Source organism: Streptococcus castoreus DSM 17536 (assembly GCF_000425025.1).
In the GTDB taxonomy this organism is placed as follows: Bacteria; Bacillota; Bacilli; order Lactobacillales; family Streptococcaceae; genus Streptococcus; species Streptococcus castoreus.
The window spans coordinates 31,134-53,761 of record NZ_AUKZ01000012.1 but is presented as its reverse complement, the minus strand read 5'-3'; the positions used below and the strand labels follow the sequence as shown (position 1 = coordinate 53,761).

Annotated in this window: 22 protein-coding genes, 1 tRNA gene and 3 pseudogenes; all 26 read left to right on the top strand. The window is 39.5% G+C overall.

Annotated elements, in window-relative coordinates; translation table 11 throughout:
* Positions 1 to 83, top strand: a pseudogene (locus H346_RS10825) (IS200/IS605 family transposase); the annotation flags it as partial.
* Between the two features lie 294 nt (positions 84 to 377).
* Positions 378 to 1,304 carry an alpha/beta hydrolase gene (locus tag H346_RS0105165; RefSeq protein ID WP_027970149.1) on the top strand — a complete coding sequence of 309 codons (927 nt, stop codon included), beginning with the start codon at positions 378 to 380 and terminating at the stop codon, positions 1,302 to 1,304.
* A 53-nt stretch (positions 1,305 to 1,357) separates the two neighbouring features.
* Positions 1,358 to 1,443, top strand: a tRNA-Leu gene (locus H346_RS0105160).
* 209 nt (positions 1,444 to 1,652) lie between these two features.
* On the top strand, positions 1,653 to 2,534 hold the full coding sequence (locus tag H346_RS0105155; protein ID WP_027970148.1) for a class II fructose-bisphosphate aldolase: 882 nt from the start codon (positions 1,653 to 1,655) through the stop codon (positions 2,532 to 2,534).
* Between the two features lie 868 nt (positions 2,535 to 3,402).
* The gene (locus tag H346_RS0105150) at positions 3,403 to 4,110 is read left to right on the top strand and encodes a histidine phosphatase family protein (RefSeq protein WP_027970147.1); all 708 of its coding nucleotides are present in this window, start codon (positions 3,403 to 3,405) and stop codon (positions 4,108 to 4,110) included.
* A complete protein-coding gene (locus H346_RS0105145) occupies positions 4,100 to 4,843 on the top strand; it encodes a M15 family metallopeptidase (RefSeq protein ID WP_027970146.1) in 744 nt (247 codons plus the stop codon). Before H346_RS0105150 ends, H346_RS0105145 begins: the two co-directional genes overlap by 11 nt.
* Entirely contained in the window at positions 4,840 to 5,406 is a 567-nt protein-coding gene (locus H346_RS0105140) for a glucosaminidase domain-containing protein (protein WP_027970145.1), read from the top strand. Before H346_RS0105145 ends, H346_RS0105140 begins: the two co-directional genes overlap by 4 nt.
* 132 nt (positions 5,407 to 5,538) lie before the next feature.
* On the top strand, positions 5,539 to 6,573 hold the full coding sequence (hrcA, locus tag H346_RS0105135) for a heat-inducible transcriptional repressor HrcA (RefSeq protein ID WP_027970144.1): 1,035 nt from the start codon (positions 5,539 to 5,541) through the stop codon (positions 6,571 to 6,573).
* A 43-nt stretch (positions 6,574 to 6,616) separates the two neighbouring features.
* Positions 6,617 to 7,159, top strand: coding sequence for a nucleotide exchange factor GrpE (grpE, locus tag H346_RS0105130; protein WP_027970143.1), 543 nt, complete (start codon positions 6,617 to 6,619; stop codon positions 7,157 to 7,159).
* 284 nt (positions 7,160 to 7,443) lie between these two features.
* Complete coding sequence (gene dnaK, locus H346_RS0105125; RefSeq protein WP_027970142.1) at positions 7,444 to 9,273, top strand: molecular chaperone DnaK; 1,830 nt, start codon at positions 7,444 to 7,446, stop codon at positions 9,271 to 9,273.
* A 73-nt stretch (positions 9,274 to 9,346) separates the two neighbouring features.
* The gene (locus tag H346_RS09750; RefSeq protein ID WP_083940736.1) at positions 9,347 to 10,054 is read left to right on the top strand and encodes a DJ-1/PfpI family protein; all 708 of its coding nucleotides are present in this window, start codon (positions 9,347 to 9,349) and stop codon (positions 10,052 to 10,054) included.
* Between the two features lie 161 nt (positions 10,055 to 10,215).
* Positions 10,216 to 11,352, top strand: a complete 1,137-nt coding sequence (gene dnaJ, locus H346_RS0105115; protein ID WP_027970141.1) for a molecular chaperone DnaJ — start codon at positions 10,216 to 10,218, stop codon at positions 11,350 to 11,352.
* Between the two features lie 388 nt (positions 11,353 to 11,740).
* A complete protein-coding gene (locus tag H346_RS0105110; protein WP_027970140.1) occupies positions 11,741 to 12,532 on the top strand; it encodes an enoyl-CoA hydratase in 792 nt (263 codons plus the stop codon).
* Positions 12,533 to 12,605: 73 nt separating this feature from the next.
* A complete protein-coding gene (gene fabT, locus H346_RS0105105) occupies positions 12,606 to 13,040 on the top strand; it encodes a fatty acid biosynthesis transcriptional regulator FabT (protein WP_027970139.1) in 435 nt (144 codons plus the stop codon).
* Complete coding sequence (locus H346_RS0105100) at positions 13,041 to 14,015, top strand: beta-ketoacyl-ACP synthase III (protein ID WP_027970138.1); 975 nt, start codon at positions 13,041 to 13,043, stop codon at positions 14,013 to 14,015. It abuts the gene before it with no gap.
* Positions 14,016 to 14,075: 60 nt separating this feature from the next.
* Positions 14,076 to 14,300: an acyl carrier protein gene (locus H346_RS0105095; RefSeq protein ID WP_008086972.1), complete on the top strand. Its 225-nt coding sequence runs from the start codon at positions 14,076 to 14,078 to the stop codon at positions 14,298 to 14,300.
* A gap of 202 nt (positions 14,301 to 14,502) precedes the next feature.
* Positions 14,503 to 15,474, top strand: coding sequence for an enoyl-[acyl-carrier-protein] reductase FabK (gene fabK / locus H346_RS0105090; protein ID WP_027970137.1), 972 nt, complete (start codon positions 14,503 to 14,505; stop codon positions 15,472 to 15,474).
* Positions 15,475 to 15,497: 23 nt separating this feature from the next.
* Positions 15,498 to 16,436: an ACP S-malonyltransferase gene (fabD, locus tag H346_RS0105085; protein WP_027970136.1), complete on the top strand. Its 939-nt coding sequence runs from the start codon at positions 15,498 to 15,500 to the stop codon at positions 16,434 to 16,436.
* Positions 16,426 to 17,160, top strand: a complete 735-nt coding sequence (fabG, locus tag H346_RS0105080; RefSeq protein WP_027970135.1) for a 3-oxoacyl-[acyl-carrier-protein] reductase — start codon at positions 16,426 to 16,428, stop codon at positions 17,158 to 17,160. The genes fabD and fabG overlap by 11 nt, the downstream gene beginning before the upstream one ends.
* 13 nt (positions 17,161 to 17,173) lie before the next feature.
* Entirely contained in the window at positions 17,174 to 18,406 is a 1,233-nt protein-coding gene (gene fabF, locus H346_RS0105075) for a beta-ketoacyl-ACP synthase II (RefSeq protein ID WP_027970134.1), read from the top strand.
* Position 18,407: 1 nt separating this feature from the next.
* Positions 18,408 to 18,519, top strand: a pseudogene (locus H346_RS11050) (acetyl-CoA carboxylase biotin carboxyl carrier protein); the annotation flags it as partial.
* Positions 18,520 to 18,656: 137 nt separating this feature from the next.
* Positions 18,657 to 18,902: pseudogene (locus H346_RS11045) on the top strand (acetyl-CoA carboxylase biotin carboxyl carrier protein); the annotation flags it as partial.
* Complete coding sequence (gene fabZ / locus H346_RS0105065) at positions 18,899 to 19,321, top strand: 3-hydroxyacyl-ACP dehydratase FabZ (protein ID WP_027970132.1); 423 nt, start codon at positions 18,899 to 18,901, stop codon at positions 19,319 to 19,321. The pseudogene H346_RS11045 and the gene fabZ, both read left to right, overlap by 4 nt.
* A 30-nt stretch (positions 19,322 to 19,351) precedes the next feature.
* On the top strand, positions 19,352 to 20,716 hold the full coding sequence (gene accC / locus H346_RS0105060) for an acetyl-CoA carboxylase biotin carboxylase subunit (RefSeq protein ID WP_027970131.1): 1,365 nt from the start codon (positions 19,352 to 19,354) through the stop codon (positions 20,714 to 20,716).
* An 8-nt stretch (positions 20,717 to 20,724) separates the two neighbouring features.
* Complete coding sequence (gene accD / locus H346_RS0105055) at positions 20,725 to 21,591, top strand: acetyl-CoA carboxylase, carboxyltransferase subunit beta (protein WP_027970130.1); 867 nt, start codon at positions 20,725 to 20,727, stop codon at positions 21,589 to 21,591.
* Positions 21,588 to 22,358 (top strand): acetyl-CoA carboxylase carboxyl transferase subunit alpha, encoded by a 771-nt coding sequence (locus H346_RS0105050; protein WP_027970129.1) that lies wholly within the window; start codon positions 21,588 to 21,590, stop codon positions 22,356 to 22,358. The genes accD and H346_RS0105050 overlap by 4 nt, the downstream gene beginning before the upstream one ends.
* The last annotated feature ends 270 nt before the right edge of the window (positions 22,359 to 22,628 follow it).

The following is a 22,628-nucleotide window of genomic DNA, read 5'->3' as shown; positions in this document are numbered from 1 at the left end:
AGAAGGATGACATTGCACTCGATAAGTTAAGTGTTAAAGAATATGAAGATCCGTTCTCTGACGGAGGATTCAGGACAAGATAAAAGCCCGTTGTTACGGGCATCAGTCAAGTAACGAAAGCATAACCTGAACGAAGTTCAGCGAACGTCTTTAGACGTCGCTGGAGATGAACGGCTTATAGCCGGTGTACAAGCCACCCGTTTTCACGGGTGGTTATGACTTTTGCGAGTTTTTGAAGTTCTATTGATATTCATTTCACAAACTGCTTTAAGGAAATCACTTGCAAGAAGTGTTTATTCTCAAAGTGTTCAAAGAAATTTAATTTATTTTTAGTATAGAACTTTCTTTTTAAGTGATTTTTTTGTAAAATAGTTACTATGAAAACAATTCGATTATCAAAGTGTTTGGGAATTTTATTCTTATTATTGACTCTTGCCAGTGTAGGTGCTAGTTTTTATTTTTTTCATGTTGCTCAGGTACGTGAGGAGAAATCATTTATCCGTAATGAAAAACGTGGCACAAATAATCCGTTATATGCAGCAGAAAAAGCTTTTGATGCCCTGGCCTATGAAAAACGACAGATGACGAATCGTGGGTTTAAGCAAGTTGCTTGGTATTTGCCAGCTTCTCAGGATACTCACAAAACGGCTCTTGTTGTTCATGGTTTTACTAGTCGTAAGGAAGATATGAAACCTTATGCGATGCTTTTTCATAATCTTGGTTATAATGTTTTGATTCCAGATAATGAGGCTCATGGAGAGAGTGACGGGAATTTAATTGGTTATGGTTGGAACGACCGTTTAAATGTTATAGCATGGGCGAAACGCCTTGTTGACGAGGATAAAGAGAGTCAGATTACCCTCTTTGGCTTGTCAATGGGAGCTGCAACGGTGATGATGGCTAGTGGTGAGTCTCTTCCTAAACAAGTGACGTCCATCATTGAGGATTGTGGTTATACTAGTGTTTGGGACGAACTGAAGTTTCAGGCCAAAGCCATGTATCACCTCCCAGCTTTTCCATTATTGTATGAGGTGTCGACTCAGTCTAAAATTCGTGCCGGTTTTAGTTATGGCGAAGCTAGTTCGGTCAAACAGTTAGCGAAAAATAAATTACCAGCCTTATTTATCCATGGTGATCAGGATAATTTTGTTCCTACAAAGATGGTTTATGAAAATTATAAAGCAACGCAAGGTCCAAAGGATATTCTAATTGTCAAGGGGGCAAAGCATGCCAAAGCCTTTGAGACAGCTCCAGAACAGTATCAGAAAAAGGTTGCAGAGTTTTTGAAAAAAATTGAGAAGTAGGTGTTGACAGTAAAACTCATAGTTGATATAATGTTTTATGTTGCTAATGAGTAGCGGGGATGGCGGAATTGGCAGACGCGCAGGACTAAGGATCCTGTGACCGCTTTAGGTCGTGTGGGTTCAAGTCCCACTCTCCGCATAGTAAAGGTGGATCATGGGTTCGCCTTTTTTCATTTCCTCTAAGTAAGTAATACGAGTTTAAGCGTAATGAGGTTATGAGACATCAGGGGAATCTGTGTCTAGAAAACGCTTTAAGCTTGTGAAAGACTAGAAATTTAGAGAAAATTGTGCTAAAATGAACAATGTAAACGGGGGAAACATCCCGAAAAATAAGAGGAGGCCTTACAAATGGCAATCGTTTCAGCAGAAAAATTTGTCCAAGCAGCTCGTGAAAACGGATATGCTGTTGGTGGATTCAACACAAACAACTTAGAGTGGACCCAAGCCATCTTGCGTGCAGCGGAAAGCAAAAAAGCTCCAGTTCTTATCCAAACTTCGATGGGTGCAGCTAAATACATGGGTGGTTACAAAGTTTGTCAATCACTTATTGCTAACCTTGTAGAATCAATGGGTATCACTGTTCCTGTTGCTATTCACCTTGATCATGGTCACTACGACGATGCGCTTGAGTGTATTGAAGTTGGCTACACTTCAATCATGTTTGACGGTTCACATCTTCCAGTTGAAGAAAATCTTGCAAAAACTGCAGAAGTTGTTAAAATTGCACATGCTAAAGGTGTTTCAGTTGAAGCTGAAGTTGGTACAATCGGTGGTGAAGAGGATGGTATCATCGGTAAAGGCGAGCTTGCTCCAATCGAAGATGCTAAAGCAATGGTTGAAACTGGAATTGACTTCTTGGCAGCTGGTATCGGTAACATTCACGGTCCATACCCAGAAAATTGGGAAGGTCTTGCTCTTGACCACTTAGAAAAATTGACAGCAGCTGTACCAGGTTTCCCGATTGTATTGCACGGTGGTTCTGGTATTCCTGACGATCAAATCAAAGAAGCGATTCGTCTTGGTGTTGCTAAAGTTAATGTTAACACTGAAAGCCAAATTGCTTTCTCAAATGCAACTCGTGAATTTGCACGTAACTACGATGCTAATGAAGCAGAATACGATGGTAAAAAATTATTTGACCCACGTAAATTCTTGGCTCCAGGTATGAAAGCTGTTCAAGGCGCTGTTGAAGAACGTATTGATGTATTTGGATCAGCAAATAAAGCATAAAAATAGTAAAGCAATCTTTGCTTGTAGACAAGTCAAGTTTAATTAGAAATAATTACTTGTTAAAGTAACGACAAAGTTGGTTATAGTTGAGGAAAATGTCCGTTTTGGAATTATTTCTTCAACTTTTTTTAGTTATACGGAAAAGTTGATGAAAAATTGATTTAAGACGGTTTTAAGAAACCAATTTAAATCAAACCGGCTATGTGCGTTTTGAACTCAAATAATGCCGTGCTCTCTTTGTCTAAGATGCAAGGAGGATGCTCTGATTTAAGGCTTAGATGCCTTTTGTGTTGTTCATGTTTAAATCAATTCGTCTTGCTTTGGTGGTGTAATAGGAAGAAAAGTCCTTTTGACATTGTGGTGGAAAAAGAGTACCTAGAATTGATGAAAATAAAATAGGGTAAAAGATTGATGTTCAAATGTTAGATGATATTGACAGCAGGGGTAGAAAAGTCCTATGCCCAAAAGGCATATCTGAAAGTTGAGGGTGGTTTAGAATGTGGCAACCAGACAGGGTGACAAGGTTGTTAGTGACGAAATGAAATGGTCTTGTTTCAGAAAGGAACGGCTTGATGTTTAAAAAATAAGTCAGAGAAAAATGAGGTTGAGGCACTAGTTGCCCCAGCCTCATTTTGCAACTAAAGGTGTCTTATCATTTTTGTCAATATTAGTTGCATTTAACATATTATAAAAATTGAATATGAAGAAAGTGTCTCAATCATGTGACAAAATAAGGCTAATTTTTCTTGTCTCGTCATCATTTTGTAGCCTATAATTTGAATGCTGTCCTTAATGGAGTCATGGTTGTTACCATTTTTGCAAGTGTTTTCTTTAAATGATATAATGGAGTGAGATGTTGGAGGTTATGATGACAAAAACAAGATTATATATTGCTAGGCATGGTAAAACGATGTTTAATACCATTGGTCGTGCTCAAGGTTGGAGTGATACCCCGCTTACTAAAAAAGGAGAAGAAGGCATCCGTGAACTAGGTTTAGGTTTAAAGGATGCAGCTATTCCTTTTAAAGCCGCTTTTTCGAGTGATTCCGGAAGAACCATGCAGACCATGGAAATTATTTTGCAAGAATCTGAAAATGAGTTTCTACCTTACACAAGGGATAAACGTATCCGTGAGTGGTGTTTTGGAAGTTTAGATGGGGCGTATGACTCTGAATTGTTTCTAGGTGTCTTGCCAAGAACAAAAGCATTTGAAAATCGAGATGATTTGCGGGATGTGCCTTATTCTGAATTAGCTGAAAGTATTGTGGAAGTAGACACTGCTAATTGGGCAGAACCTTGGGAAGTTCTTCGCAAGCGTATTTGGGAAGGTTTTGAAGCGATTGCCCTTTCCATTCAAAATGCTGGTGGAGGCAATGCTATCGTGGTTAGTCACGGGATGACCATTGGAACTTTTATGTGGTTGATTGATCCAGATCGTGAAAAACAATATATTGATAATGGTAGCATTACAGTTGTTGATTTTGATGAAGGGCAATTTACCATCAAAACAATTGGAGATATGAGTTACCGTTATCGTGGTCGTGAAATAATAGAGTCAATGACAGATGAAGAATAATCGTTTAAATATTTTACTACAATTACTGGTTGCTTTCCTTTTTCTGGGTGGCATTTATCTCTTTATCAAACCAGATAAAAAGACAGTTCAACCGAGTCAAAACCAAGGACAAACGGCACAAAAAGTCTCAAAAACAGCTAAAAAGGTAGATAGTTTACCTAAAGTATCTCCAAAAGATTGGCAGTTAGTTTTAGTCAATCGAGATCATGTCAAAGAAGAGATGAATCCAGAATTAGCTGATGTTAATGGGATTTCAGTGGACAAGCGTATTGAGCAAGCGACTGCGGATTTCTTGGCGGCAGCTCAAGCAATTGATCCTCAAGAACACCTCATTTCAGGTTATCGTTCGGTTGCTTATCAGGCGGAACTTTATCAGTCTTATATCAACCAAGAAAAGGAAAAGGATCCTAGTTTAACACAAGAAGCTGCTGAGGCGCTGGTGCAAACATACTCACAACCAGCAGGTGCCAGTGAACATCAAACCGGTTTGGCTATTGATATGAGTACCGTGGATACTTTAAATGCCAGTGATCCAGAAGTTGCAAAAGCTGTTCAAAAAATAGCTCCGAAATTTGGTTTTGTTTTGCGTTTTCCGAAAGGGAAAACAAAGAGTACCGGTGTAGGCTATGAGGATTGGCATTACCGTTATGTGGGCAAAGAATCTGCTCTTTACATGACCAAACATAATCTGACTTTAGAAGAGTACATCACAGTGTTGAAGGAGAAACAATGAGAAGTCGACTAAAATTTCCTTATTTTGTAGTGCTCCTACTCTTCTTTTGGTTGCTGGTCGTCATTCCCTTACTTTTTAGTGGTAGAATGGCTACCGCTAATCAGGAGGTTAAATCAGGTGATACCCAAGCACAATTTATTAAAAAAATTAGTACAGAAGTCAAACCTTTGGCAAACAGTTATGGTATTCGACCGTCTGTTTTGATCGGTCAAATTCTTTTGGAGACGAACTATGGAAAAACCTTGTTAGCAACTAAGTACAATAACCTTTTTTCAAAGGAAGCTGTAGCTGGACAAGCTTCTGTGACTCTGAAGTCGCCAAAGAATCGAAATGTTAAGTATGCGATTTACAAAGATAGAGACAGCTCGATAAGAGATTATTTGGTCACACTTAGTCAAGGGAAAAAATTAGATAAACGTTTGTATCGAAGTCTTGCAACTGAAAAAGGGTACAAAATACCAGCTCAAAGTCTGCAAGAATACTATTATTCTGGTGATAATAACTACGCACAAAAATTGATTCGAGTGATTGAATCAAAGGATCTAACACGTTATGATTATTGAATTAGCACTCTTTTTAAAAGAGTGCTAATTTTTTGGTTTTTTTTCTTGACATGTCTTAAGGAAGGAGTATAATGGAACTATAGATTAGCAGTCCATCTAATAGAGTGCTAAAAGAAAGGAAGTGATTGGTTTGTGATTACAGAGCGTCAAAATGATATCTTGAATCTTATTGTGGAGTTGTTTACACAGACACACGAACCGGTTGGCTCTAAAACATTACAGTCGGTTATCGCTTCTAGTAGTGCAACGATTAGAAATGATATGGCAAAACTGGAAAAGTTGGGTCTCCTTGAAAAAGCACACACTTCTAGTGGACGGCTGCCAAGTGCAGCAGGATTTAAGTATTTTGTTGAACACTCTCTGAGTTTAGATAGTATTGATGAGCAAGATGTTTATCAGTTGGTCAAAGCCTTTGATTTTGAGGCTTTTAGGTTGGAGGATCTTTTAGCTAGAGCTTGCCAGATTTTAGCTAAAATTACAGGTTATACAGCTGTCATCTTGGATGTTGAACCAGCTAGGCAAAAGTTGACTGCCTTTGATATTGTTCAGTTATCCAATCATGATGCTCTTGCTGTGCTGACTTTGGATGAGTCAAAACCATTAACTGTTCAGTTTGCTATCCCTAAAAATTTTCTCAATAAGGACCTCTTGGTTCTCAAAGGAATAGTAGATGAGCGTTTGCTTGGTCGAGATGTTAGAGATGTTCATTATAAATTACGAACAGAAATTCCACAAATTGTCCAAAAGTATTTTACGGTAACGGATAATGTCTTGGATTTGTTTGATTATATCTTTGCAGGTCTTTTTCAAGAAACTATTTTTGTTTTTGGAAAAGTAGCAGCCTTGGATTATGCTGGTCTAACCACTTATCAATTTTTTGATAATGAGCAAGGACTTGCGTTGTCAATTCGGCAAAGTATTTCTGAAAATGACATGGCTATGGTTCAAGTGGCTGATAATCGTGAAGCAGCCTTGGCGAATGTTACCTTATTAACTTACAAGTTTTTAATTCCATATCGCGGCTTTGGGTTACTGAGTTTAATTGGACCGATTGATATGGATTATCGCCGTAGTGTCAGCTTGATGAATGTTATTGGTCGTATCTTGGCAGTAAAATTAAGAGATTACTATCGGTACTTAAATAGCAATCATTACGAAGTTAATTGAGTACTCGTTTATTTTATGAGTAAAGTAAGAAAGAGGTGTTCCCTTGTCGAAAAAATCAAAAGAAAACCCAAAAAATGAAGAGATTCTTGAAGAAGTGGTCGAAGCAAGTGATGAATCTGTGCAGGAAGTTGTTGAAGAAATATCTGAAAAATCTGAGTTAGATATGGCAAATGAGCGTGCGGATGAATTTGAGAACAAATACCTTCGTGCCCATGCTGAAATGCAAAATATTCAGCGTCGTGCTAATGAAGAGCGTCAACAATTGCAACGGTATCGCTCGCAAGATTTGGCTAAGAAAATCTTACCAAGTTTGGATAATTTGGAGCGTGCTTTAACTGTTGAAGGTTTAACAGACGATGTTAAAAAAGGATTGGAAATGGTTCAAGAAAGCTTGATTCAAGCCCTTAAAGAAGAAGGAATTGAAGCAGTTGAAGTAGAAAGCTTTGACCACAATCTACACATGGCAGTTCAAACCTTACCTGCTGATGATGATCACCCGTCAGACACTATTGCAGAAGTCTTCCAAAAAGGTTATAAGTTACATGAGCGCTTGTTAAGACCGGCAATGGTGGTGGTTTACAACTAAGCGGAAAATGGTGTTAAAAACGCCAGTATTGCACTAAAAAATGAAACCTGTCCGAGATGACAAAAAACTATAAATTTGAAAAACAGCAAGTCGTAGCTTGCTCAATCAGGTGCTTTACGTTGTGGCTAAAATACTAATAAAGATAGAGCCTTTCTAGTCTCGGAAGGTTTGAGACTTTGGTTCAAATCTTAGTCATGGAGTTTCGGAGAAAGTCGATGACGTCCAAGCCATCCAAGTAAAGCATCAAAAAAGAAATTTGTAAAATAAAAAAAGAGGAAACAAAAATGAGTAAAATTATCGGTATTGACTTAGGAACAACAAATTCAGCAGTAGCAGTTCTTGAAGGAACTGAATCAAAAATCATTGCAAACCCAGAGGGAAACCGTACGACACCTTCAGTAGTTTCATTTAAAAATGGTGAAATCATTGTTGGTGATGCTGCAAAACGTCAAGCGGTAACGAATCCAGATACGGTTATTTCAATCAAATCTAAAATGGGAACTTCTGAAAAAGTTTCTGCAAATGGTAAAGAATACACACCGCAAGAAATTTCAGCCATGATCCTCCAATATTTGAAAGGTTACGCTGAGGATTACCTGGGTGAAAAAGTAACCAAGGCTGTTATTACTGTTCCAGCTTACTTTAACGATGCACAACGTCAAGCAACAAAAGATGCAGGTAAAATTGCCGGTCTTGAAGTAGAACGTATTGTTAATGAACCAACGGCTGCTGCCCTTGCATATGGGATGGACAAAACAGATAAGGATGAAAAAATCTTGGTATTTGACCTTGGTGGTGGTACCTTTGACGTATCAATCCTTGAATTAGGTGACGGTGTCTTTGACGTTCTTGCAACTGCCGGTGATAATAAACTTGGTGGTGACGACTTTGACCAAAAAATCATTGATTTCTTGGTAGCTGAATTCAAAAAAGAAAATGGTATTGACCTTTCTCAAGATAAAATGGCGCTTCAACGTTTGAAAGATGCTGCTGAAAAAGCTAAGAAAGATCTTTCAGGTGTGACACAGACACAAATCAGCCTACCATTTATTACAGCAGGAGCAGCTGGACCTCTTCACTTGGAAATGAGTCTTACACGTGCTAAATTTGATGACTTGACTCGTGATCTTGTAGAACGTACGAAAACACCTGTTCGTCAAGCCCTTTCAGACGCTGGTCTGTCATTGTCAGAAATTGATGAAGTTATTCTTGTTGGTGGATCAACGCGTATCCCAGCTGTTGTTGAAGCTGTTAAAGCTGAAACTGGTAAAGAGCCAAATAAATCAGTTAACCCAGATGAAGTAGTTGCTATGGGGGCTGCTATCCAAGGTGGTGTTATCACTGGTGACGTCAAAGATGTTGTGCTTCTTGATGTGACACCATTGTCACTCGGTATCGAAACAATGGGTGGTGTCTTTACTAAGTTGATTGATCGTAATACAACCATCCCAACGTCTAAATCACAAGTCTTTTCAACAGCAGCAGATAACCAACCAGCCGTTGATATTCATGTTCTTCAAGGAGAACGCCCGATGGCAGCGGACAACAAGACTCTTGGACGTTTCCAATTAACTGATATTCCTGCGGCGCCTCGTGGAATTCCTCAAATTGAAGTAACCTTTGATATTGACAAAAATGGTATTGTTTCAGTTAAAGCTAAGGATCTTGGTACACAAAAAGAGCAACATATCGTTATCAAATCAAATGATGGTCTGTCAGAAGAAGAGATTGACCGCATGATGAAAGATGCTGAAGCTAATGCCGAAGCCGATGCTAAACGTAAAGAAGAAGTTGATCTTAAAAATGAAGTTGACCAAGCCATCTTTGCAACTGAAAAAACCATCAAAGAAACTGAAGGTAAAGGCTTTGATACTGAACGTGATGCTGCCCAAGCTGCTCTTGATGAGTTAAAAACTGCTCAAGAATCTGGTAACCTTGACGATATGAAAGCGAAACTTGAAGCCCTTAATGAAAAAGCTCAAGCCCTTGCTGTTAAAATGTATGAACAAGCTGCTGCAGCACAACAAGCAGCTCAAGGTGCAGAAGGTACTCAATCAACTGATTCATCAAAGAATGGCGATGATGTAGTGGACGGTGAGTTTACGGAAAAATAAACTAATATTTTAGAAGTTTTAGGCGGAGCTACTAGCGCTTCGTCTAATTTTTCCATCGTTAGAGGAGTGGTCTATGAAAAAAGTTGCTTGTTTGCTTTATCCTAACTTCTCTCTATATGAGATGGTAACTCTGACGAGCTCTTTGGCTCTATCGTTTGGAGTAACTATTGATTATGTTTCGTCTAATAAAAGTGTTGTTATCTCAGAAGACGGGCTTTCTTGTCAGCCAACCAAGGTGTTAGATGAGATGTCTATAGAAGACTATTCTTGTCTTATTTTGCCTGGGATGATTGACTTTACCGATGCTATTAATGATGACAAACTAATTCAATTTTTAAAGGGTCTAAAAACATCTGATTTAGTTATAGCCGCTATTTCTTCGGCACCTCTTTTATTGGCAAAAGCAGGTCTATTACAAGACAGAGATTTTACGGGAGGCATTTGGGAGAATTTCTTCGGTTATTTTAATTTTCTTCAGCGAGAGCACTTTAAAGCACAAGCTGTTTGTCAAGATGGAAACATGATCACAGCAATTGGCTTTGCCCATCAAGAGTTCGCTCAAGCAGTGCTACGGGCACTAAATTTAACACAAGAGGTGTCTTTTTATTCTAGGAAATCAATAGACAGTGAGGAAGAATTTCTTTTTAGGATGACTCCTACGGAGTTTGAAGAATTTAAACAGGTATATGAATCAAGTATAGAACAGTCAAAAAAGAATTCATCGCGAGATACAAATCAGGATTTACAGAAAGGAATGGAACACGGCCTAAATGCTATGTGAAAAAACGGTTACTATTTAATAATTTAAGAATAGTATGGATAATATCGTAGACATCGGGATTTAAAAGTCCTAGTTGTCTTGGCGTTGGTGTGTCTACGAAATCAGAGTTTTCGGACTTACCGCATGTTTTCACTTTGCTTTTTACGGTCTTGGTATCTTATATGAACAATACAGAATTTTACGAACGTCTCGGAGTGTCAAAAGATGCATCGCAAGACGAAATAAAAAAAGCCTATCGTAAGATGTCTAAGAAATACCATCCAGACATTAATAAAGAAGCGGGGGCAGAACAAAAATATAAGGATGTTCAAGAGGCCTATGAAACTTTGAGTGATTCCCAAAAACGTGCTGCTTATGATCAATATGGTGCCACAGGTGCTAATGGTGGTTTTGGTAGCGGAGCTGGAGGCTTCAATGGTTTTGATGGTGGAGGCTTTGGAGGCTTCGAGGATATTTTCTCAAGTTTCTTTGGTGGCGGTGGCGTGCGTAATCCCAATGCCCCTCGTCAAGGAGATGATTTACAATATCGTATTAACCTTAGTTTTGAAGAAGCTGTATTTGGTGCTGAAAAGGAAATTAGCTACAATCGCGAGGCAACTTGTGGCACCTGTGCAGGAACTGGTGCCAAGCCAGGTACTAGTCCGGTGGTCTGTCGTAAATGTCATGGTTCTGGTATTATGACAGTTGATACACAAACACCACTTGGGATGATGCGACGTCAAGTCACCTGTGACATCTGTCATGGCAGTGGTAAGGAAATCAAAGAACCATGTCAAACATGTCATGGAACAGGACATGAAAAGAAAGTCCACAATGTTTCTGTTAAGATTCCAGCTGGTGTGGAAACTGGTCAGCAAATTCGACTTCAAGGACAAGGTGAGGCTGGCTTCAATGGTGGTCCTTATGGCGACCTGTTTGTTATCTTAAATGTCTTACCAAGTAAAAAATTTGAACGAAATGGCTCTACGATTTATTACCGTTTAGACATTTCATTTGTACAGGCAGCTTTAGGGGATACCGTTGACATTCCGACCGTTCATGGTGATGTTGAAATGAGCATTCCCGCAGGAACTCAAACAGGTAAAGTTTTCCGTCTTAAAGGGAAAGGTGCTCCTAAATTGCGTGGTGGTGGTCAAGGAGATCAACATGTTACGGTGACCATTGTCACACCAACCAAGCTAAATGATGCTCAAAAAGAAGCGTTAAAAGCATTTGCAGAAGCAAGTGGAGAAAAGTCATTGCACCCAAAGAAAAAAGGTTTCTTTGATAAGGTCAAAGATGCCTTGGAGGACATTTAACATGGTTAAAACGTATGATTTTTGAACGGTTACTGTCCGTCAGTCATACGTTTTTTTTTTTTTTTGAAATAAAAAACAAGAATCAGGTTGAAGAGAAAGTTTATGTTGGCTTTGTTTCGTCAACTATTTTTAGTCTTTAAGGGAAATCCAACGTTTTCATAGTCCTAATTTGAGAATGTCTTTTGGAATTGGAGTTGGTAGGTGATGACTGCTTTTATTAAAAATAATGACTTGCCTTTCGACTACAGCCTAGGAAGAAAACGTTTTCTATTCAGAAAATTTATTTTTTCCTTGTCAAAATTAGCGATCTATTGTATGATAGTCGAGTAAATAATTTGACTATCAAATTATTCTACAGTCAAATAAGTTTGCAAAAAGGAGGACTGGTATGCCATTTAAAAATATCATTTTTGATATGGAAGATGATCTTGCTGTCTTGACCTTGAATCGTCCGGAAGTTTCCAACGGGTTTAATGTTCCAACCTGTCAGGAAATCTTAAAAGCGTTACAATTAGCTAAAGAAAATACCTCCGTGCGATTTTTGATGATTAAAGCTAAAGGAAAAATTTTTTCCATTGGTGGGGATTTGGTTGAAATGCAGAATGCTGTTGAAAAAGACGATGTGCAATCTTTGGTTAAGATTGCTGAATTGGTCCAAAACATTTCGTTTGCTATCAAACAACTACCAAAAGCAGTTATTCTTTGTGCTGATGGAGCAGTAGCTGGTGCGGCTTTTAACATCGCTTTGGCGGCTGACTTTTGTATTGCAAGTGATCAGACAAAATTTATCCAAGCATTTGTCAATGTTGGTTTGGCACCAGATGCAGGGGGGGTATTCTTATTGACTCGTGCTGTAGGATTAAATCGTGCAACACATCTTGTGATGACTGGTGAAGGGATTTCTGCGGAAAAAGCCCTTGACTATGGCTTTGTTTACCGGACAGCCAAGTCAGATAAGCTAGACAATGTTTGTCTCCAACTCTTAAAACGTTTAAGGCGTGGTTCTTCAAATTCTTATGTAGGAATGAAAGCCTTGGTTTGGCAAAGCTTCTTTACCGGTTGGGAAGTTTATGCGAAAAGAGAACTTGAGATTCAGGAGGAATTAGCGTTCAAAGAGGATTTCAAAGAGGGTGTCAGAGCCTATGGGGAGAGAAGGCGACCGAATTTTCAAGGGAAGTAATCACGATGACTTGCAAAAAACTTTGACCTTTGATATACTTTGACAGTTAAAGTTTTTGCGGGGAGGTATTTACTTGGAATATGACAAAATTAATCAATATTTGGTTGATATTTTCAATCGTATTTTGATTATCGAAGAAATAAGCTTAAAGACAAGTCAGTTTAGCGATGTCTCTTTGAAGGAGATGCATACTATTGAGATTATTGGAAAATACAATCAAGTGACACCAAGTGATATTGCCAGAGAACTAATGGTAACTTTAGGAACGGTAACCACTAGTTTAAATAAGCTGGAAACAAAGGGTTACATTGAAAGAACACGATCAAGTTCAGATAGACGAGTTGTTTATCTATCTCTAACAAAAAGGGGGCGTCTTTTGGATCGCCTTCATGCTAAATTTCACAAGAACATGGTTGGTCATGTGATTGCTGATATGAGTGAAGCCGAGATGCAAGCACTGATGCGTGGGTTGGGGAACCTACATCAATTTTTGGAGGATTTGATTTAAATGGTCTATTCAAAAATTAATCAGGTGGCTCACTATGTTCCTAAACAGCTAGTGACCAATGATGATTTGGCAAAAATTATGGATACTAGTCACGAATGGATTTCTTCTCGAACGGGGATCGCAGAGCGGTATATTTCTAGGAATGAGACAACTAGTGATTTGGCGGTCAGAGTCGCAGAGCAACTCTTGACTAAGTCGGGGTTAGAGGCTAGTGCGATTGATTTTATTATTGTAGCAACCATTAGTTCGGATGCCACAATGCCATCAACAGCAGCAAAAGTTCAAGCGGCCTTAGGTGCGATAAATGCTTTTGCCTTTGATATGACCGCAGCCTGTAGTGGCTTTGTATTTGCCTTGGCAGTGGCTGATAAGCTTATTTCATCTGGAACTTATCAAAAAGGTGTGGTGATTGGGGCAGAGACTCTCTCTAAACTACTTGATTGGGAGGATCGGACCACTGCTGTTTTGTTTGGTGATGGGGCAGGTGGTGTTTTGCTAGAGGCCAGTCAAGACAAGCATATTTTAGCGGAGTCCTTACACACAGATGGCTCTAGGGGACAGAGTTTGACATCAGGTCAAAATAGTCTTAAATCCCCTTATTCTGAGTTTAAATCTTTGAATCCTTGTATCCAGATGGATGGTCGGGCAATCTTTGATTTTGCGATTAGAGATGTTTCAAAGAGTATTTCAGCCATTATCGAGCAATCAGGTTTAGCAAAAGATGAGTTGGATTACCTGCTTTTGCATCAGGCGAATCGCCGTATTCTTGATAAAATGGCACAAAAAATTGATTTCCCCCGAGAGAAATTCCTCGAGAATATGATGCATTATGGCAATACCAGTGCCGCTAGTATCCCGATTCTCTTATCAGAGGCGGTCCAAAATCAAAAAATTAAATTGGACGGCAGTCAACACCTCTTGCTCTCTGGTTTTGGTGGGGGTTTGACATGGGGAAGTCTAATTGTTAAAATCTAGTTATAGCATGTGCCTGGCACATTTATAAAAATAAATTTACATTTTTTAAGGAGAAATAAGATGGCAGTATTTGAAAAAGTGCAAGAAATTATTGTAGAAGAACTTGGTAAGGAAGCAGAGGAGGTAACGTTAGAAACAACTTTTGATGACCTTGATGCCGACTCGCTTGATGTTTTCCAAGTTATTTCAGAGATTGAAGATGCCTTTGATATTCAAATTGAGACGGAAGAGGGTCTGAATACTGTTGGTGACCTTGTTGCCTATGTTGAGGAAAAAACAAAATAAAGTTTATTGCTAGTTGAGATGTCGTAGCATTTTGCGAAAATTATTGCGGTTGTATTCCTATCATGAACAGACAAGCCAATAGACATTAGTCAAACTGTTGGGGTGAGATTAGACCCTTTTTGGAACCTAGCTCACTCTTTCTTCTTACTATAATAGTTTGAGTGTCAAACTATTTCTGCGTTTCTTTTTATAGAAGGTTATTATGAAAACACTTATTACAGAATTACTTAACATTGATTATCCTATTTTTCAGGGAGGTATGGCATGGGTTGCTGATGGTGATTTGGCAGGGGCTGTTTCAAATGCTGGTGGTCTTGGAATTATCGGTGGTGGAAATGCACCCAAAGAAGTTGTCAAAGCTAATATTAATCGTGTTAAAGCTATTACCAATAAACCTTTTGGAGTTAACATCATGCTTTTGTCGCCTTTTGCCGATGATATTGTTGATTTGGTTATTGAAGAAGGGGTTAAAGTAGTAACGACAGGGGCTGGTAATCCTGGTAAGTATATGGAACGTTTGCATCAGGCAGGTATTATTGTGATTCCAGTAGTCCCAAGTGTTGCTCTTGCCAAACGTATGGAGAAACTCGGTGTTGATGCGGTTATCGCTGAGGGGATGGAAGCTGGAGGTCATATTGGTAAATTAACAACAATGACCCTTGTGAGACAAGTTGTTGAAACAGTCTCCATTCCAGTGATAGCAGCGGGCGGAATTGCTGATGGTCGTGGTGCAGCGGCAGCTTTTATGTTAGGTGCTGAAGCTGTTCAAGTAGGGACTCGTTTTGTTGTGGCAAAAGAATCCAATGCTCATCAAAAGTTTAAAGATAAAATCTTGAAAGCTAAGGATATTGATACGGTGATTTCTGCTCAGGTGGTTGGTCATCCTGTTCGTTCTATAAAAAATAAATTGACCTCGGCTTATGCCAAGGCTGAAAAAGAATTTTTGAGCAATCAAAAAACAGCTGAAGATATTGAAGAGATGGGAGCAGGATCGCTTCGAAATGCAGTTGTGGATGGCGATGTGGTTAATGGTTCTGTCATGGCGGGTCAGATTGCTGGTCTTGTCAAGAGGGAAGAAAGTTGTGAGACGATCTTAAAAGATATTTATTATGGTGCAGCTCAAGTTATTCAAGAGGAGGCTAAACGCTGGAAAGCTATTTCATTAATCAAATAAATGAAACACAAAGGATGATAAGGATGACAAAAACAGCTTTTTTATTCGCTGGTCAAGGTGCCCAAAAATTAGGGATGGCAAGAGATTTTTACGATAATTTTACTGTTGTTCGTAAGACTTTTGATCAAGCTAGTCAAGTACTGGGATATGATTTACGTTGGTTAATAGATGAGGACGAGGCAAAACTCAATCAAACAGCCTATACCCAACCGGCTATTTTAACAGTCTCTACTGCCATCTATCGTGTTTTAGGGTTGTATGGTATTAAAGCAGATATGGTTGCGGGACTCTCTTTGGGAGAATATTCTGCCTTAGTGGCATCAGGAGCTCTTTCTTTTGAAGAGACTTTGCGTTTAGTGGTTAAGAGAGCACAGTTTATGGAAGCAGCAGTTCCAGCAGGCTCTGGGAAAATGGTAGCGGTAATGAACACAGATGCTCAAATCATTGAAGAAGCCTGTTACAGGGCCTCTAAATTTGGGGTGGTTTCTCCGGCTAACTACAACACACCGAGTCAAATTGTGATTGGCGGTCATATCAAAGCAGTTAATGCAGCGGTTGAATTCTTGAAAGAAAAGGGAGCAAAACGGTTAATTCCTCTGAATGTTTCAGGTCCCTTTCACACGGCTTTGCTTCAGCCGGCTGGCCAGCAATTGGCGAGGGAATTAGAGCATTTAAGCTTCAACGATTTCACATTGCCCCTTGTTGGCAATACTGAGGCTAGTATTATGGAGAATGATCGTATTCCAGAATTGTTAGCCCGTCAAGTGATGGAGCCTGTTCGTTTCTATGATAGCATTGCGACCTTGACAACAAACGGTATCACCCAAGCCGTTGAAATTGGTCCGGGTAAGGTTTTAACTGGTTTTCTTAAGAAAATTGATAAACAATTACCATGTCGTAGTATTGAAGACATGGTAAGTCTATGTTCGTTTTTAGATAGAAAGGGAACTCATGGAAATTAAAGGGAAAAATATCTTTATTACAGGTTCAACACGAGGTATTGGTTTAGCGATGGCGCATCAGTTTGCCAGTTTAGGTGCTAACATTGTTTTGAATGGTCGCTCTGCTATTTCAGAAGAACTTGTTGCAAACTTTGCAGACTATGGTGTTAAGCTCGCTACCATTTCAGGAGATGTTTCGGAGACTTCAGATGCCAAACGTATGGTTAGTGAAGCTATTGAAATCTTGGGTTCTGTTGATGTTTTGATTAACAATGCTGGGATTACTAATGATAAATTAATGCTCAAAATGACGGAAGAAGATTTTGAACGCGTTTTGAAAATTAATTTGACAGGTGCTTTTAACATGACACAATCCGTTTTAAAACCGATGATCAAGGCTCGCCAAGGAGCTATTATCAATGTGTCTAGTGTCGTTGGTTTAACGGGTAATGTCGGTCAGGCAAATTATGCTGCTTCTAAAGCAGGACTCATTGGTTTTACTAAGTCTGTTGCTCGTGAAGTGGCAGCTCGTAATATTCGTGTGAATGCTATTGCACCTGGTTTTATTGAATCGGATATGACGGCTGCTCTTTCTGAAAAAATGCAGGAGCAAATTTTGGGTCAAATTCCAATGAAACGCATTGGGAAAACACAAGAAGTTGCTCAACTAGCAAGTTTTTTAGTAGAACAAGATTACATTACCGGGCAGGTTATCGCTATTGATGGCGGTATGATAATGCAATAAAGGAGATATTGAAATGACATTTAAAAGAGTAGTTGTAACGGGTTATGGGTTGACATCTCCAATCGGACATGATTCAAAGACATTCTGGACAAATTTGCGATCAGGTCATATCGGAATAGGTCCAATCACAACATTTGACACTAGCGATTATGCGGTTAAAAATGCAGCAGAGATTCAAGATTTTCCATTCGATAAATACTTCGTAAAAAAAGATCTAAACCGTTTTGATAAGTATTCTTTATATGCCCTTTACGCAGCAATGGAAGCTGTTGAAAATGCTGGTTTGGATATTGATAGTATTGATTCAGATCGTTTTGGTGTTATTGTTGCTTCAGGTATTGGTGGTATTCAAGAAATTGAAGAACAAGTGATTCGTCTGTATGAAAAAGGACCGAAGCGTGTGAAACCAATGACTTTGCCCAAAGCCTTGCCAAATATGGCAGCAGGAAATGTCGCAATGAAATTAAAAGCGCAAGGTGTTTGTAAATCTATCAATACGGCCTGTGCGTCATCTAATGATGCTATTGGCGATGCCTTCCATTCTATTAAATTTGGGATACAAGATGTGATGATGGTGGGTGGTTCAGAAGCTGCAATTACTAAATTTGCTATTGCAGGTTTTCAAAGTTTGACAGCTTTATCAACAACTGAAGATCCAAGTCGCAGTTCCATTCCTTTTGATAAGGATCGAAATGGTTTTGTTATGGGAGAGGGGGCAGGAATGCTTGTTTTGGAAAGCCTTGAACATGCTCAAGAACGTGGCGCAGCGATTTTAGCTGAAATAGTTGGTTATGGAAATACTTGTGATGCTTACCATATGACATCACCCCATCCAGAAGGGTTGGGAGCTCGTAAGGCGATTCATTTGGCATTAAAGGAAGCGGGTATTCAAGCAAGCGATGTTCATTATGTCAACGCTCATGGAACATCAACGCCAGCTAATGAAAGGGGCGAAAGTCAAGCGATTGTGGCTACTCTTGGGAAAGAGGTTCCTGTCTCATCAACAAAATCATTTACAGGTCACCTTCTTGGGGCAGCGGGTGCTGTTGAAGCGATTGCAACCATTGAAGCGATGCGTCACAATTATGTTCCAATGACAGCTGGTACACAGGCTTTGTCAGAAGATATTGAAGCAAATGTTATTTTTGGACAGGGAAAAGAAACAGCTATCAAGTATGCCCTTTCCAATACCTTTGGGTTTGGTGGTCATAATGCAGTATTAGCTTTTAAGCGTTGGGAGGATTAAATTGGAAATCCAAGAAATTAAAGATTTGATGACTCAATTTGACACTTCAAGTTTACGTGAATTTTCATTCAAAACAAGTGAGAGCGCATTAAGCTTCAGTAAGAATGAACAACTGGTTCAGGTTGCTCCAAGCTCAGAGCGAGTTGTATTTACACAGGAACCACCTGTTACTTCCAGTCTAGCAGTTCAAGAGGCTGTTGTCTCAGCCCCGACTAAGGAAGTCGTTGTTGAGGAATCGAAAGTAGAAACAGTTGTCGCTGAAGGAGAGATTGTTGCAAGTCCTCTAGTCGGGGTGGCTTATTTGGCTGCAAGTCCAGATAAACCACCGTTTGTGGCTATTGGTGATACGGTAAAAAAAGGGCAAACCTTGATCATTATCGAAGCCATGAAGGTAATGAATGAAGTGCCTGCCCCATGTGATGGTATTGTCACAGAAATCTTGGTTGCTAACGAAGAGGTTATTGAATTTGGACAAGGGTTGGTGCGTATCAAATGATGGATATTAGGGAGATTCAAGCAGCTTTGCCTCATCGTTATCCAATGCTATTAGTTGACCGTGTCTTAGAGATTTCAGAAGATCAGATTGTTGCCATTAAAAATGTCACCATTAACGAACCTTTTTTTAATGGGCATTTTCCGAAGTATCCAGTTATGCCAGGAGTCCTCATTATGGAAGCCCTAGCGCAAACCGCTGGTGTTTTAGAGTTATCAAAAGATGAAAATAAAGGCAAATTGGTGTTTTATGCTGGTATGGACAAGGTGAAATTTAAAAAGCAAGTGGTACCAGGAGATCAGCTAGTGATGACGGCTAAGTTTATCAAGCGCCGTGATACGATTGCTGTCGTTGAAGCCAAGGCAGAAGTTGATGGCAAGCTAGCAGCAAGTGGAACATTAACCTTTGCATTTGGTCAATGATAATGAAAATTCTGCGGAGGATAAAACCTTATGTTTAAAAAAATCTTAATTGCCAATCGTGGTGAAATTGCAGTACGCATTATCCGTGCGGCACGAGAATTAGGGATTTCAACAGTCGCTGTTTATTCGGAAGCGGATAAGGAAGCTCTGCACACGATTTTGGCGGACGAAGCCATCTGTATTGGACCGGCTCGTTCCAAAGAATCCTATCTTAACATGAATTCGGTCTTGTCAGCAGCTATTGTGACAGGAGCCCAAGCGATTCATCCCGGGTTTGGTTTTTTAAGTGAAAATTCAAAGTTTGCCACCATGTGTGAGGAGATGCATATTAAATTTATAGGTCCTTCATCTGAAGTAATGGACAAAATGGGTGATAAGATCAATGCTCGTTCGGAAATGCTTAAGGCAGGCGTACCTGTTATCCCTGGTTCAGATGGTGAAGTTTATAGTGTCCAAGAAGCATTAGCCATTGCCGACAAAATCGGTTATCCTGTTATGCTTAAAGCATCAGCTGGTGGTGGCGGTAAGGGAATCCGTAAGGTCGAATCAGAAGCAGATTTGGAAGCCGCTTTCAATGCTGCTAGTCAAGAAGCCTTAGGTGCTTTTGGAAATGGTGCCATGTATCTTGAAAAAGTTATCTCTCCTGCTAGACATATTGAGGTCCAAATTTTGGGGGATTCTCAAGGTAACATTATCCATTTGGGCGAACGTGACTGTTCCTTGCAACGCCATAATCAAAAAGTTTTGGAAGAAAGCCCATCGATTGCTATTGGAGCCACTTTACGTCAGCGTATGGGAGAGACGGCTGTCTGTGCTGCACAAGCTGTTGCCTACGAAAATGCAGGAACCATTGAGTTTTTATTGGATGAATCTAGCGGTGAATTCTATTTTATGGAAATGAATACTCGCATTCAAGTTGAACATCCTGTCACTGAATTTGTGACGGGTGTTGATATTGTTAAAGAACAAATCAAAATTGCCGCGGGACATCCCTTATCGGTTAGCCAAGAAGAAATAACAATTACAGGGCATGCGATCGAGTGTCGTATCAATGCTGAGAATCCTGCCTTTAATTTTGCTCCGAGTCCGGGTAAGATTACTGAGTTGTACCTACCAAGTGGGGGTGTTGGTTTGCGCGTTGATTCGGCTGTTTATGGTGGTTATGTCATCCCACCATACTATGATAGTATGATTGCTAAAATTATTGTGCATGGAAACAGTCGTTTTGATGCTCTTATGAAAATGCAACGCGCTTTGTTTGAATTGGAAATTGACGGGATTGTTACCAATACGGATTTCCAATTGGATTTGATTTCAGATAAGCGAGTAATTGCAGGAGATTATGACACCTCTTTTTTGGTGGAGACGTTTTTACCAAATTACAATAACAATTAGGAGATTGTATGGCCTTATTTCGTAAAAAAGATAAATACATCCGTATCACTCCAAACAATTTTCTTAAAGGATCGATTGGTCATAACATTCCAGCAGTTCCAGATGAACTTTTTGCCCAATGCCCGGCTTGTAAGCATATGATTTATAAAAAAGACTTGGGTTTGGCTAAGATTTGTCCAACCTGTTCTTACAATTTTAGAATTTCTGCTCAAGAACGTTTAGCTTTAACGGTCGACGACGGTTCTTTTCAAGAATTATTTACCACTATTGAAACCAAGGATCCGCTGCATTTTCCAGGTTATCAAGAAAAGTTACAAAAAGCCAAGGAAACAACAGGTCTACATGAGGCAGTCGTAACTGGGAAAGCTTTGATTAAGGGACGGAAAATTGCTTTAGCAATTATGGATTCTCGGTTTATTATGGCGAGTATGGGAAGTGTTGTGGGTGAAAAATTAACGTGTCTTTTTGAACTTGCTACGGTAGAAAAACTACCTGTTGTGATTTTTACAGCTTCTGGTGGTGCTCGTATGCAAGAGGGAATTATGAGCTTGATGCAAATGGCTAAGGTTTCTGCGGCTGTAAAAAGGCATTCTAATGCTGGTTTGTTCTACCTGACCATTTTAACAGACCCAACAACAGGAGGTGTGACCGCGAGTTTTGCTATGGGAGGGGATATTATCTTAGCAGAACCACAATCTTTAATTGGCTTTGCAGGTCGTCGGGTCATTGAAACGACAGTTCGAGAAAATCTTCCAGATGATTTCCAAAAAGCAGAATTCTTACAAGACCATGGTTTTGTGGATGCTATTGTGAAACGAACAGAGTTGCGAGACAAGATTGCCCACTTGGTAGCATTTCATGGAGGTGGCCAATGACAGATGTATCAAGAGTTTTAAAAGAAGCGCGTGATCAAGGACGACTAACGACTTTGGATTATGCGACTCTTATTTTTGATGACTTTATAGAATTGTATGGAGATCGTTATTTTGCAGACGACAGGGCTATTGTTGGAGGTTTAGCTTATCTTGCTGGTCAACCGGTTACAGTCATTGGTATCCAAAAAGGTAAAAATTTGCAAGATAATCTGGCTAGAAATTTTGGTCAGCCTAATCCAGAAGGCTATCGCAAAGCCTTGCGCTTAATGAAACAAGCAGAGAAATTTGGTCGTCCAGTTATCACTTTTATCAATACAGCGGGTGCCTATCCAGGTGTTGGTGCTGAAGAGCGAGGTCAAGGCGAGGCCATTGCCAAAAACTTGATGGAAATGAGTAACCTCAAGGTTCCGATCATCGCTGTTATTATTGGTGAAGGGGGCTCTGGAGGAGCCCTAGCTTTGGCAGTTGCTGACCAAGTGTGGATGTTAGAAAATACCATGTATGCGGTTCTTAGCCCAGAAGGTTTTGCCTCTATTTTGTGGAAAGATGGCTCAAGGGCGACAGAGGCTGCTGAATTGATGAAGATTACAGCGGGCGAACTTTACCAAATGGGGATAGTGGATCGTATTATTCCAGAACGTGGCTACTTTTCCAGCGAAATTGTTGAGATGATTAAGAATCATTTGGTTGAAGAGGTGGTAAAATTACAAAGCAAACCATTAGAGCAATTATTAGAAGAACGCTATCAACGTTTTCGTAAATACTAATCAATTTGAGAAAAGGATTTTCGGTGTTTTGGTTTTCGATAAAATGGGAGCATGGAATTAATTTTGCCTCAATGTTCTTGAGTCCACTAGACTAAATTGTTAAAGGAAAACTAAGAATTATTATTGGTTTAGAATGAGGGACTCTCTTTGTAGCTAGCTAGTTTTCCAGGAAATGATACGAACTCTTAGAGATGTGAGGATAACAGCATTTTTAGGAGTTTTTAATTTTCTCAGGGAAATAAAAAAGGCTTAAGAGAATTATATCCAAAG

What these genes read in the sequence shown, in the direction of transcription:
- H346_RS0105095 (WP_008086972.1), top strand. Translation starts at nt 14,076, where the DNA reads ATGGCAGTATTTGAAAAAGTGCAAGAAATTATTGTAGAAGAACTTGGT.
- dnaJ (WP_027970141.1), top strand. Translation starts at nt 10,216, where the DNA reads ATGAACAATACAGAATTTTACGAACGTCTCGGAGTGTCAAAAGATGCA.
- H346_RS0105145 (WP_027970146.1), top strand. Translation starts at nt 4,100, where the DNA reads ATGAAGAATAATCGTTTAAATATTTTACTACAATTACTGGTTGCTTTC.
- dnaK (WP_027970142.1), top strand. Translation starts at nt 7,444, where the DNA reads ATGAGTAAAATTATCGGTATTGACTTAGGAACAACAAATTCAGCAGTA.
- H346_RS0105140 (WP_027970145.1), top strand. Translation starts at nt 4,840, where the DNA reads ATGAGAAGTCGACTAAAATTTCCTTATTTTGTAGTGCTCCTACTCTTC.
- fabF (WP_027970134.1), top strand. Translation starts at nt 17,174, where the DNA reads ATGACATTTAAAAGAGTAGTTGTAACGGGTTATGGGTTGACATCTCCA.
- fabK (WP_027970137.1), top strand. Translation starts at nt 14,503, where the DNA reads ATGAAAACACTTATTACAGAATTACTTAACATTGATTATCCTATTTTT.
- fabZ (WP_027970132.1), top strand. Translation starts at nt 18,899, where the DNA reads ATGATGGATATTAGGGAGATTCAAGCAGCTTTGCCTCATCGTTATCCA.
- H346_RS09750 (WP_083940736.1), top strand. Translation starts at nt 9,347, where the DNA reads ATGAAAAAAGTTGCTTGTTTGCTTTATCCTAACTTCTCTCTATATGAG.
- H346_RS0105150 (WP_027970147.1), top strand. Translation starts at nt 3,403, where the DNA reads ATGACAAAAACAAGATTATATATTGCTAGGCATGGTAAAACGATGTTT.
- fabG (WP_027970135.1), top strand. Translation starts at nt 16,426, where the DNA reads ATGGAAATTAAAGGGAAAAATATCTTTATTACAGGTTCAACACGAGGT.
- H346_RS0105165 (WP_027970149.1), top strand. Translation starts at nt 378, where the DNA reads ATGAAAACAATTCGATTATCAAAGTGTTTGGGAATTTTATTCTTATTA.
- H346_RS0105100 (WP_027970138.1), top strand. Translation starts at nt 13,041, where the DNA reads ATGGTCTATTCAAAAATTAATCAGGTGGCTCACTATGTTCCTAAACAG.
- fabD (WP_027970136.1), top strand. Translation starts at nt 15,498, where the DNA reads ATGACAAAAACAGCTTTTTTATTCGCTGGTCAAGGTGCCCAAAAATTA.
- H346_RS0105155 (WP_027970148.1), top strand. Translation starts at nt 1,653, where the DNA reads ATGGCAATCGTTTCAGCAGAAAAATTTGTCCAAGCAGCTCGTGAAAAC.
- accC (WP_027970131.1), top strand. Translation starts at nt 19,352, where the DNA reads ATGTTTAAAAAAATCTTAATTGCCAATCGTGGTGAAATTGCAGTACGC.
- accD (WP_027970130.1), top strand. Translation starts at nt 20,725, where the DNA reads ATGGCCTTATTTCGTAAAAAAGATAAATACATCCGTATCACTCCAAAC.
- H346_RS0105050 (WP_027970129.1), top strand. Translation starts at nt 21,588, where the DNA reads ATGACAGATGTATCAAGAGTTTTAAAAGAAGCGCGTGATCAAGGACGA.
- H346_RS0105110 (WP_027970140.1), top strand. Translation starts at nt 11,741, where the DNA reads ATGCCATTTAAAAATATCATTTTTGATATGGAAGATGATCTTGCTGTC.